This is a genomic window from Paenibacillus medicaginis (assembly GCF_042138635.1).
Lineage (GTDB): Bacteria > Bacillota > Bacilli > Paenibacillales > Paenibacillaceae > Paenibacillus > Paenibacillus medicaginis.
This window is the reverse complement of the sequence record NZ_JBHIRY010000030.1, coordinates 46,344-57,724: the sequence shown is the minus strand read 5'-3', so window position 1 is coordinate 57,724 and position 11,381 is coordinate 46,344. Positions and strand designations below refer to the sequence as shown.

Sequence of the window (11,381 nt, the reverse complement as noted above, 5' to 3'; positions counted from 1 at the left end):
CGGAGCGAATCGTCACGAACTCGCTGTGTTCATCAACGAACAGGTAGATGTTCGTGCATCGGCGGTACAATCGTTCCTTCAAGCCTATCGGCTGTATAGACCCTTGCGGAAAGTGGTAAGAGAGGCGTGGAGATCACTGAAGAGTACGTATATAGCCTTAGGAACAAAGCATCTGCAGGCGTACCTCAACGAGTACACTGGACGCCGCCGACTGCGCCTGACCGAAGGGGAAGAAACGATGTGGCAGAAGTTGCTGTACATAGGCGTGGCGATTCCGGCGATCCCTTACCGCCAACTGATTGCGCGCCAACCGATTCAGCCTCTTGCGGCTGCGGCCTAATTGCAGTGCTTGAACGAGGAAAGGTGAGCATGATGTGTGTTGCTTGAACGGTGTGGGCTAGTGTCGGCTAGTATGAACGAGGACATCGGAAAAATTCGAGTTCAAGCGGCAACGAGTTTCGTGCCTCATTTGATCCGTTATTTTCTTTAACGTGCCTAAAGTGTATTTTTGGTTCCCGGTTTTCTGTTTTTCTGTACCTGATCCAACGGGATAATCGTGCAAGGCTTCTGAAAAGCGAGTATCACATGTCTTGCCACGACCGGCTGGCGGCTTGACTGTCAAGCCCTAGAAGGGGATTCGAATTCCTCAGAACTCAGTAGCTACAAAGGTTGAAGTGGATTTTGTGCTCTGCGAAAGTTGAGTAAATAACAAAAGGCTGTTCTCCGGCGTAGTCGTGCCGGAAAACAGTCTTTTGTGCATCCTAATGACCGGCGCTCTTGCGCGGGATGGCCCTGCGCAGAAACAGGGAAAATACCAGTCCGGCAACGGCGATGCCTGCCGCGACAATAAACGAGTCGTTAATGCCCTTTATAGTGGACTCGGTAACGGCAGTTTGATATACCTGCATGAGAGCGAGCGTCTGGCCAGTCTGGGGCGGTATCCCGGCGGAAGCGGCAATTCCTTGACCAAGCTGCTCCAGCCCGGCGCCTGAGCCGCTTACCGCAGATGCGGTATTGGCATAATCAGCCAGATGAATCACGGACCGGTTGCTCATCACGGTGATCAGCCAGGCCGTACCGATCGAACCGGCGATCTGCCGTATCGTGTTCGACATGGCCGTCCCATGGCTGCCCAGATGGGCGGGGAGCTGATTAAGCCCTTCGGTCTGTACAGACATCATGAGCAGGGAGATGCCGAAGCTGCGGATCGTATAGATCAGGAGAATATGGCTGTATGGCGTGGCATCGGTCAGAAAACTGAATTCCCACGTCGTCACAGCGGTAACCAACAGGCCGATGATGGCCAGCGGGCGCGCTCCGATCTTGTCGAAGATAATCCCCGAAATGGGGGACATGACCCCCATCAGCAGAGCGCCGGGAAGCAGCAGCAGCCCGGACTGGAGCGGGGTGAAGCCCCGAATGTTCTGCAAATACATCGGAAGCAGCAGCATGCCGCCAAACAAAGTCATGTTCACGGCAGAGCCGACCAGAGTGGATACCGCAAAAATATCATATTTGAACACCCTGAATTCCAGCATAGGCTGATCCATGTTCAATTCACGCAGGATAAAAAACAAAATGAACAGGATGCCGATGAACAGGCTCAAAATGACAGTCATGCTGCCCCAGCCTTTATCCCCCGCTGAGCTGAATCCGTACAGCAGGGTTCCGAAGCCGATCGTTGAGAAAACTGTACCAAGCAAATCAAATTTGGGATAGGTCAGCTTCGAGACGTCCCTGAGCCAGCGAAGTGCAAACAGAATATCGATCACGGCAAGGGGAATAACAATGATGAACAGAAGCCGCCATGTATATTCTTCCACAATCCAGCCTGACAAGGTAGGTCCGACGGCTGGTGCGAACATCATGGCGATGCCCATCATGCCCATGGCTGCACCGCGCCGTTCCGGAGGGAAGACGGTCAGAAATACGTTCATGACGACAGGCATGATAATGCCGGCCCCGCTGGCCTGGATAATGCGGCCGATCAGCATAAGCGTGAAGCCTGTACTCATGGCACAAATCAATGCCCCGACTGTAAACAGTCCCATAGCTGTAATGAACAGAACCCGTGTGCCGAAGGATTCGATCAGAAACGCGGTTACCGGAATCAAAATGCCGTTTGTCAGCATGTATCCGGTGGACAGCCACTGGATCGTGGTGGCCGAAACGTTGAAATCATTCATCAGATGCGGTATTGCTACATTTAACAGGGTTTGGTTAAGTATCGAAATAAAAGCTCCAAGGAGCAGAACGGTCAACAGCCTTCCGAGGGACATATTTTCCGCCATGGCCGCCACCTATTTATGCACCTTGACAGTAGCGCTCATTCCGGGAACGATGCCGAGTCCTTCATACCCCTGAATAGTAATTTCAACGGGGATCACCTGGGTGACCTTGGTGTAATTGGCGGTCGTATTGCTCGAGGGCAGTAAGGAAAAGGTTCCCGAGGTCGCCAGGCCGATGCGGTTGACCTTGCCCGACACCACTGTATCCGGGAAAGCGTCAATATTAACATCCACCGATTGCCCGACCTGCAGATCACGGATTAGTGTCTCTTCCATATTTGCCGTAACCCATAAATTGTGCATATCATACGCTCTGGCGACAGGTGTGCCTGCCCCGACAATGGAATTATTAACAGCTGTTTCCTGAACAACGGTTCCGTTCGCCGGAATAGTAATGTTAGTCCGCGTGCCTCCTGATACAACACTTCCCAGGGTATCCCCGGCATTAAAGCTGTCCCCTACGTCAGCCTTCCAGTCTACCAGCTTCCCGGCCACCGGGGGAGCGATTGTAATTTGCTGGCCAGATACCTGCGCGTTATCGGTTTTTATGTAGTTGGCAGCCTGATAGTAGTAATAAGCTGCTGCTGCCACTCCAGCCAGAATGATGATGATCACCAGCAGATTGACAAGTATTGCGCGTGGATACATGAACAGTCCCCTCCATATTAGTTGAATCTTAAACTCATATCCGAACTCTGATTCCGCCAGAGCTTTCATATTGTTGCTGTTACTAAGCTTCCCTGATGAAGGTGTAACTATGCCTGAAATTTATAATCATGTTTTTTTATGTATTGGGGATAGTAAAAGCAAAGCGATACGAAATGATATATATAAAGGATGAGGACATTTGATAAAAATAGCGGTGGTATACGACAGTGAAAATGGTCATACGGAGGCTTTGGCTACTTCCATTGCGGAGGGTGCCAGAATCAATGGTTCCGATGTGCGCCTGGAGCATGTCCGCTCAGCCAGGGTAGAGGAACTGGTGGATGCTGACGCGATTATTTGGGGGTGCCCGGGCCATTTTGGAACCGTCAGCAGCGGCCTGAAGGCATGGATTGACCAGTTGGGTTTATTGTGGGCACAAGGCAAGCTGGTCAATAAAATAGGCGGCGTCTTCTGTACTACAGCTACCGTTCATGGAGGATTGGAATCCACGCTTCTCAACCTGATTACACCGATGCTTCATCAAGGCATGATTATTGTCGGGATGCCGTCCAATACTCCTGAAAACGCGCTTTACGGCTCCTATTATGGTGTAGGAGTTACATGCCCTGTGGAAGCCTCGCCGGAGGACCCGCCCAATCTGCCGAGTGCGGCCGATCTTGCTCTTGGCCGGGCATTTGGCCAGCGAATTGCTGAAACGGCCATGAAATTTGCCGGGCAGCGCGCAGAATAGGAGGTCTGCATGTTTATTGCTTTTTTGGTGCTGGCTGCGGTGGCATTGATATTTTTGTTTGTGTATAACACCCGCAATGTCCGGTCTGCTGCAAGGAATTCCGAAAAGAAGGCAGAGCCTGACAAGCCAAGACGCAAGCAGGCAGTACGGGAGCAATTGCAAGAAACTTCCGGGCTTGAGAAGGAGCAAGAAAGCCCTAGCCCTGTGAAAAACACTGCGATAAACGTTGAGCGAATGAAAGAATCTGGAGAGGACAAGGCTTACCGGGATGCGATCCGGAGCTTTGCGGAGCTGGGAAAGGAGGCAGGCCGTAATGTGGAATCTGCTCAGAAGGAGAGGCGGGACTCCGATCTCAGCTACCGTGACGCGCTCCGTTCCATGTCCAAATCCGGGGCTGAAGGAGACGACAAGGATAAGTAATCAGTGCGGCGTGCGTACAGCTATCTGAATTGAAGAGCATAAAAAAGCTGGCTTCCCGGCATTGTGCCGGTGGCCAGCTTTTTTGTACAATCATTGCCGCTGTGCAACTCTTACTTCGCTGCAGCGTAGCGCTTGTTCACTTCGTCCCAGTTAATTACGTTGAAGAATGCGCCGATGTAGTCAGGACGTTTGTTTTGATAATTCAGGTAGTAAGCATGCTCCCATACGTCAAGGCCAAGAACCGGAGTTTGGCCTTCCATGATCGGATTATCCTGGTTGGGAGTGCTTGTAATGGCCAACTTACCGTCTTTGTCGACTACGAGCCATGCCCAGCCGCTGCCAAAACGAGTAGTAGCCGCTTTGGTAAAGTCTTCTTTGAACTTGCCGTAACCGCCCAGCTCGTTGTTGATCGCTTCAGCGATTGCGCCTGTAGGCTCGCCGCCGCCGTTTGGTCCGATGACTTCCCAGAACAGGGAGTGGTTGGCATGTCCACCACCGTTGTTGCGGACAGCAGTGCGGATGCCTTCAGGTACGCTGTTCAGGTCAGTAAGCAGCTCTTCAAGACTCTTGCTTTGCAGTTCGGGAGCGCTCTCCAGAGCTGCATTCAGGTTGGTCACATAAGTGTTATGGTGACGATCGTGGTGAATTTCCATAGTCAGCGCGTCGATATGAGGCTCGAGCGCATCGTTGGAATAAGGAAGTGCAGGTAATGTAAATGCCATGATAAAAATCCCTCCTGAAATTAGTGTTAAATAACCCCAACAACTATATTAAACGCTTTTTGCCTATTTAATCAACTTTTTTGTTTAGAAAATCGGTGGGGGAAAGCATCAATCACCGCAGACTTCAGAGAAGCGCACCACGCTTGGCTAAGTTTTCTCTGCGATGATAAAAATTGCTTAGATCCACAGGCTAAATTTAGCCTGTCCTGTTCCATTACGTTTATACCTGCAGCAGGAAAGAATAAATGTAAACGCTAAAATAAAGCGTTTACAAAAGAAAATGGGTGAAAAATGGAGTAAATTGTGGTTTAATGGTCATGGAGCGGTAAACTCGGCTTTATTGTGTTCTTTTTTGTCGTTTTAGCAACAGGACACATTTTCGAGAAATCGAGAGAGAGAACAGATAGAGAAATATAAAGCTGCAGCATATCATATGTATTGTATGCGGCCATTATTATCTTCATGATATGAAAACTCATGATTTGTGTAAAAAGGCCCTTGGAACGGCCATCAACTGGAACGGCGCCGGTTTTCCCGGAGTCTTTGCAGCTTTTTGCAATTTACAATGCTAACACGAAGGGGATATTAGTATGCGTGTTCGTACTTTTCAGTTGGGCGATGCAAGCCGGGTGACTGAACTGATGCAAATTTCCTTGTCGGAAGATTGTTACAAAGAGACGATTGAGGCATTTGCCCGCCAGCTGTCTTGGGATTCCGACTTGATTCTTGTGGCTGAGGAAGACGGGGAGCTGGTAGGCACTCTGATCGGAACAATCGACCAGAACCACGGCTGCTATTATCGTATCGCCATCCATCCGGATCATCGCCGTCAAGGCGTCGGCAAGGCATTGATCGAATTGATGGAGCAGCGCTTCCACCAGCGCAAGGTTAGCCGGATTTGGGTGGCCGGAGATGAGCACAACAAGGCTGCCATGCCACTTTATGAAGCGATGGGTTATGGGGCAAGCCAAATTCTGCAGGCTTTCCAAAAACTGAGTATATTGGCCCCGAACTAAATTTACCATTAAAGCATATCTCCCCAACCATTGCAATCCGGTGGGAGATATGCTTTTCTAGTTGTACGGGTATTCGTCCGTGAAGTTTCATTAATTTTATTAAATCAGGAGAGGTGACTCGGTAAGATGCACGAACAAACTTGTGTCTCCGGGGCTGCTTCGTATTGGGACACGCTCAAACAGGAAATTCAGGAGGCTGCGCCGTCGCTCGGAATCGATTCCATCGGCTTTGCGAGTGCTGACCCCTTTTTATCATTAAAGTCTATTCTTGAGGACCACCGGGCCAAAGGTTATGAATCCGGCTTCGAGGAGCCTGACATCGAGAAACGGATATACCCGGCGCTGGATGGGGCCCAACCCGCGTCCCTGATCGCCATTGCCGTTGCTTATCCGTCCAAGGTGAAAGACCCGCCCAAATCGGAACCAGGCCGTTATCGCGGCATTCTGGCACGCTCAGCATGGGGGCGGGATTACCATCTGGTGCTGCGCGAGGCGATGGACCGTCTGGAAGCGTTTATTCGGGAACGTGTGCCGGAAGCGATCATCAAAAACATGGTAGATACCGGCGAATTGGTGGACAGGGCTGTAGCGGAGCGCGCGGGAATTGGCTTCAGTGGCAAAAATTGCTCCATCATCTCTCCGGAGCTCGGCTCCTGGATTTATCTGGGCGAGCTGGTGACGAACATTCCGTTTCAGCCGGATCAGCCGGTGACCGAAGGCTGCGGAGAATGCACCAAATGCATTGACGCTTGTCCAACAGGAGCGCTTGTGGGGCCGGGTCAACTGAATGCCCAGCGCTGCATCTCCTTCCTGACCCAGACCAAGGGTTTTCTGGACGAGGAGTTTATGCTGAAAATCGGCAACCGTCTGTACGGCTGCGATACCTGTCAAATTGTATGTCCGAAGAACCGTGGGCTGAACTGGGAGCGGCACCCCGAATTGACGCCAGATCCGGAAATTGTCAAACCGCTGCTGCTGCCGCTGCTTGATATGAGCAACCGTGAGTTCAAGGACCGTTTTGGCAGCAGCGCCGCGGCCTGGAGGGGAAAAAAGCCGATTCAGCGCAATGCGGTTATAGCGCTCGGCAATTTTAAAGACATTACAGCCGTTCCCAAGCTGGCGGAGGTTCTGCTTGAAGATCCCCGCCCTGAACTGCGTGGAACGGCGGCATGGGCATTAAGCCGAATTGGAGGAGAAGACGCGGCGAAGGCGATCAACGAGGCAGCTCAGAAAGAACAGCATGAGAAAGTGAAGGAGATGATCGGTCAGGCGGCTTCCGCGCTTTTGGCGGATCATTGACCAGTGGGAAACGCCTTTCCAATTACAAGTATGGGGCGTACTTGCCGATATATCTTATAAGGATGTCGTTTCCTACAAACCGCCAGGGGGATTCTGATGAAATACGTAAGTATTGAAAACGTGGAGCCAGGCCAGTATCTTGGCAAAACTGTCTATTCATCCAACGGTACGGTGATGCTGTCTGCCGGAGTGCAATTGACGGTTTTTATGATTAACACTCTGAATCGTATCGGCGTTACGATGCTGTATATACAGGACCCGGACTTTGCGGATGTGGAGCCGGAGGATATTTTGTCGGAAGCTACGAAGCAGGCGGTGATTCAGGAAATGAATGACGCTTTTTCAGCCATCCGCTCCGGCAAGGACTGGAGCACCAAGAAGGTCAATGTCAGTGTGGACCGCATTCTGGAGGACGTCATGAATGGCAAGGAAACACTTGTGCAGCTGACAGATATCCGCACAGCCGATAACGCCCAGTATGTGCATGCGGTTAATGTGTGCCTGATGTCCACGCTGATTGGTATCAATATGGGGTTGAATCACGGACAGCTGAAGGATTTGGCGATTGGCGCGCTTCTCCATGATATAGGGAAGATCAGTACGGCAGACACCCCCAAGCAGCAGGATATTCTGAAATCGCACCATACCTGGTCCGGCTTTGAAATTATTAAAAACAAGCGGGAATTCAGTCTCATGGTCGCCCATGTCGCCCTGCAGCACCATGAAAGGATCGATGGAAAGGGCATGCCCCGCAGCCTGTCTGCTGAGGAGATTCATCAGTATGCCAAAATTGTGGCGGTCGCCAACATGTACGACAACCTGGTGAATGATTTCAACGGAGGCCGGATGCTGCCCCATGTAGCCTGCGAGAAAATGATGGCCATGTCGGGTACGGAGCTTGACCGTGAAGCGCTGGTGGAATTCACCCGCATTATTTCGGTCTACCCGAACGGGACGGCCGTGAAATTATCCACGAAGGAAACGGGGGTCGTCGTGCGCCAGCACCGCGGGCTGCCCGGCAGGCCTGTCGTGAGACTGGTGAAGGAAAGCGGGCCCGATCTCGATGTCAAGGAAATGGATCTGGCCCGGCATACCACCGTTTTTATCGATGCCGTAATGGCCTGATTTTTCGTAAAATTTCGTTTGCCCGCAGCTTGTGAAAATGCTATTATATGCTAGTGCTTTAAATCAGCATATTTTCATCAAAAGATAGCAAATATACAGAGGTGACGTCTTCGTGGCATGGTGGAATATTGTCATTCCAATTGTTACCCTGATTGTCGGATTGGTCGGGGGATTTTTCATCGGAGCTTACTATTTGCGCAAGCAGCTTGAGAAAATGCAGAGCGATCCTGAGGCACTGCAAAAAATGGCCAAGCAGATGGGCTACAACCTGAACAGCAAACAGATGCAGCAAGCACAGCAGATGATGAAAAACCAGCAGTTTAACAGAAACCAACCCGGCAACCGCAGAAATCAGGGGCGCAGAAAATAGCGAGCATACAGACAGCACCATTACCTGATGCTGCGTAGGAGGGTTATTGTGGCTGGAGTCAAAGATTACATGAACCGCAGAGTGGCGGATAACCGCGATAAAATTGAGTACCACATCAGCGAAATTTTGAAGCTGATCGGTGAAGATCCGGACCGTGAGGGGCTGCTCGATACTCCCGCTCGCGTGACTCGCATGTATGAGGAGATTTTTGCCGGCTATGAGGTCGATCCCCGCGAAGTGCTGGGTGTGACATTTGACGAGAACCATGAAGAGCTGGTCATCGTTAAAGACATCGTGTATTACAGCCAGTGCGAGCATCATATGGCCCCATTCTTCGGGAAAGTGCACATTGGATATGTACCGAGCGGCAAAATTGTAGGTCTGAGCAAGCTTGCCCGTCTCGTAGAAGCTGTATCCCGCCGTCTGCAGGTGCAGGAGCGCATTACTTCCCAGATTGCGGACACGCTGATGGAAGCGGTTGAACCTCATGGCGTGATGGTGGTTGTGGAAGGAGAGCACCTGTGCATGTGCGCACGGGGTGTGAAGAAGCCAGGCAGCAAGACAGTCACCTCGGCCGTTCGCGGCTCGTTCCGTGAGAACGCGGCACAGCGGGCCGAATTTCTGTCACTGGTCAGGGAATAAGATCGGGGCTGTTTGATTGCAAAAGAGCGAGTATTTTGGTGGTCAGTACCATCAATACTTGCTCTTTTTCCTTATATCAGACCGGTTGAGTATTGCGTCAAGGGGGGATTTGTGTGGCTGAACAGACAATAGACCGGAAATTGGGCGATAGCCTGACCGGATTTCATATCGTGGACAGAGGCGTCTGGGACTTGCAGGGGGATATATGGCGGCCATTCGCCTGGGAGGAACTGGCCTGCCGGCAGGTAGGGCAGGGGGCGGCGCCGCTGCTTCATATGTGGCGCTGCTCGAAGGCGCTCGTGATCGGCCACCGTGATCGCAGGCTGTCCAGGGCCGAGGAAGCGATGGCTCTGTTGCGCGGAGAGGGCATGCCCGTGTGCGTGCGTCCATCAGGAGGGGCGGCGGTGCTGCTGGATGAAGGCGTACTGAACCTGTCGCTGATCCTCCCGAATCCGCAGCATTCGATCAACATCCATGATGATTTTCGCCTGATGGCCGAGCTCATAGGTGAGGCTCTGGCTCCATGGTCCACGGCGGCGGCAGCCGGTGAAGTTGCCGGCTCCTTTTGTCCGGGTGATTATGATCTTGCCATCGGGGGGCGCAAATTTTGCGGAATTGCCCAGCGGAGACAAGCCAAGGCGTACATCATTACCGCTTTTATTATTGTGGGAGGCAGCGGTGAGGCACGTGCTGAAGAAGTAAGGCGCTACTACAGTATGGCTGCACAGGATACGGATACCGGCTATCCTGAAGTCAGACAGGGAACGATGGGAAGCCTGCAGGAGCTGGCAGGGGTGCCGTCTGTGGAGGCTTATGCCGATTCCTTACGCGGGATGCTGAAGCGGCGGAATCTGCTGCTGGACTCCGCCGCTCCGCACGTCATATCTCCCGCAGAGCTGGAGCGGGAGGGGGAAGCTCTGCGGGAGCGTTATGACCGTGAGATCAGAAGCTAGCTGAAAAACCAGCTCAGTAAGGTGCCCATCTGAGCTGTGAAGCATATGCGAACCGTCTGTCGACCGCAGGCCAGTTAACTACGTTCCACCAGTCGTCTATGTATTTTCTCCGTTCGTTCTGGTGTTTTAAATAATAGGCATGCTCCCATACATCCAGCGGCAGCAGGGGGATTACATCCCATTGCGACAGATTTTGGTGCTTCTCGGCCTGCAGGATTTCCAGATGACCGGCCCGCGGGCTCCACACCAGGATAGCCCAGCCGGAGCCCTCCACCTTGTCTGCTGCCTCGCTGAATTGCTTCTTGAAGGCATCGAAGCTGCCGAAATCCTGCCGGATCTGATCGGCCAACGCCCCGACCGGCGTTCCTCCCCCTTGAGGGCTCATCGTTTCCCAGAAGAGGGTGTGCAGATAGTGTCCCGCCCCGTGGAAAGCCAGCTCTCGCTCCCAGTGCTTGACCAGGGCGAAATCATTTGTTTTACGCGCTTCCTCCAGCTTTTTTTCCGCCTGATTCAACCCGTCTACATAGCTCTTGTGATGCTTGTCATGATGGAGCCGCATTGTTGCTTCATCGATGTAGGGTTCAAGCGCGTCGTAAGGATAGGGGAGCGGGGGCAGGGTGTGGCCGCCGATAGGCACAGGCCGGGGGTTGGACGCTTTGCGCTCTTCCTCTGTGGAGCGGGGAAGGTGTCCCGGCGGATGGATGCCTTCTGCAGCCATCTGGTAATAGGCGCTATCCTCTTCCGCCCGCTGCAGCAGCGCTGCTGCGGTTGGCGAACTGCGGAGCGCGGCGCTGGTGGATTGAAGCAGGGATAGCTGTCTCCGGAACTCACGGGACTGCCTGGCGGACTCGCGCAGCAGATATTGCAATGTGCGGACTGTTTCCGGATCTTCACCAACATCCCCCGTATCCTTTTCAGACTGCAATCCCGACCGTTCCCATATCTCGTCCAGCGCTTCGGCGGTGATTTTCCGAGTGGCATCGAATACCCGCCCCCAGTCATCCAGCAGCTGCACATAGGCAGGCTCCAGATCAGGCATCGTTTCCTGCAATGCGCTTATATAGCTTCTTTCGTTGCCCTTCCAGCTATCGATTTGCTCCAGTATCCGAACAGACGGCATAGAGCCGTGTGTATCTGTCATTAAACT

12 protein-coding genes and 1 pseudogene are annotated in these 11,381 nt (G+C 52.4%); 9 read left to right on the top strand and 4 right to left on the bottom strand.

Going from position 1 to position 11,381, the window contains the following annotated elements:
- On the top strand, window positions 1-340 hold a 340-nt coding region (locus ACE5LO_RS22715; protein ID WP_375522240.1), incomplete at its 5' end, for a hypothetical protein.
- Window positions 341-761: 421 nt separating this feature from the next.
- Here ACE5LO_RS22715 and ACE5LO_RS22710 read toward each other — a convergent pair.
- Entirely contained in the window at window positions 762-2,291 is a 1,530-nt protein-coding gene (locus ACE5LO_RS22710) for a DHA2 family efflux MFS transporter permease subunit (protein WP_375522239.1), read from the bottom strand.
- 9 nt (window positions 2,292-2,300) lie between these two features.
- Window positions 2,301-2,942 carry an HlyD family efflux transporter periplasmic adaptor subunit gene (locus tag ACE5LO_RS22705; protein ID WP_375522245.1) on the bottom strand — a complete coding sequence of 214 codons (642 nt, stop codon included), beginning with the start codon at window positions 2,940-2,942 and terminating at the stop codon, window positions 2,301-2,303.
- 196 nt (window positions 2,943-3,138) lie between these two features.
- On the opposite strand from ACE5LO_RS22705, the gene ACE5LO_RS22700 reads away from it, so the two are divergent.
- Both ACE5LO_RS22700 and ACE5LO_RS22695 read left to right on the top strand, forming a co-directional pair.
- Window positions 3,139-3,687, top strand: coding sequence for an NAD(P)H-dependent oxidoreductase (locus ACE5LO_RS22700; protein WP_375522244.1), 549 nt, complete (start codon window positions 3,139-3,141; stop codon window positions 3,685-3,687).
- A 9-nt stretch (window positions 3,688-3,696) separates the two neighbouring features.
- Window positions 3,697-4,107 carry a hypothetical protein gene (locus tag ACE5LO_RS22695; protein ID WP_375522238.1) on the top strand — a complete coding sequence of 137 codons (411 nt, stop codon included), beginning with the start codon at window positions 3,697-3,699 and terminating at the stop codon, window positions 4,105-4,107.
- Between the two features lie 110 nt (window positions 4,108-4,217).
- Here ACE5LO_RS22695 and ACE5LO_RS22690 read toward each other — a convergent pair whose 3' ends face one another.
- Window positions 4,218-4,829: a superoxide dismutase gene (locus ACE5LO_RS22690; RefSeq protein ID WP_375356819.1), complete on the bottom strand. Its 612-nt coding sequence runs from the start codon at window positions 4,827-4,829 to the stop codon at window positions 4,218-4,220.
- A 590-nt stretch (window positions 4,830-5,419) separates the two neighbouring features.
- Here ACE5LO_RS22690 and ACE5LO_RS22685 point away from each other — a divergent pair.
- From ACE5LO_RS22685 to ACE5LO_RS22660, 6 genes and pseudogenes are all read left to right on the top strand, one after another.
- Window positions 5,420-5,845 (top strand): GNAT family N-acetyltransferase, encoded by a 426-nt coding sequence (locus ACE5LO_RS22685; RefSeq protein WP_375522237.1) that lies wholly within the window; start codon window positions 5,420-5,422, stop codon window positions 5,843-5,845.
- Between the two features lie 126 nt (window positions 5,846-5,971).
- Window positions 5,972-7,129, top strand: a pseudogene (queG, locus tag ACE5LO_RS22680) (tRNA epoxyqueuosine(34) reductase QueG); the annotation flags it as partial.
- Window positions 7,130-7,240: 111 nt separating this feature from the next.
- The gene (locus ACE5LO_RS22675; protein WP_375522236.1) at window positions 7,241-8,269 is read left to right on the top strand and encodes an HD-GYP domain-containing protein; all 1,029 of its coding nucleotides are present in this window, start codon (window positions 7,241-7,243) and stop codon (window positions 8,267-8,269) included.
- Window positions 8,270-8,381: 112 nt separating this feature from the next.
- Window positions 8,382-8,639 carry a YneF family protein gene (locus ACE5LO_RS22670; RefSeq protein WP_375356822.1) on the top strand — a complete coding sequence of 86 codons (258 nt, stop codon included), beginning with the start codon at window positions 8,382-8,384 and terminating at the stop codon, window positions 8,637-8,639.
- Between the two features lie 48 nt (window positions 8,640-8,687).
- Complete coding sequence (gene folE / locus ACE5LO_RS22665; protein ID WP_375522235.1) at window positions 8,688-9,281, top strand: GTP cyclohydrolase I FolE; 594 nt, start codon at window positions 8,688-8,690, stop codon at window positions 9,279-9,281.
- Between the two features lie 113 nt (window positions 9,282-9,394).
- Window positions 9,395-10,234, top strand: a complete 840-nt coding sequence (locus ACE5LO_RS22660; protein WP_375522234.1) for a lipoate--protein ligase family protein — start codon at window positions 9,395-9,397, stop codon at window positions 10,232-10,234.
- A 13-nt stretch (window positions 10,235-10,247) separates the two neighbouring features.
- Here the strand turns inward: ACE5LO_RS22660 and ACE5LO_RS22655 are convergent, their stop codons facing one another.
- The gene (locus ACE5LO_RS22655; RefSeq protein WP_375522233.1) at window positions 10,248-11,375 is read right to left on the bottom strand and encodes a superoxide dismutase; all 1,128 of its coding nucleotides are present in this window, start codon (window positions 11,373-11,375) and stop codon (window positions 10,248-10,250) included.
- Between the last annotated feature and the right edge of the window lie 6 nt (window positions 11,376-11,381).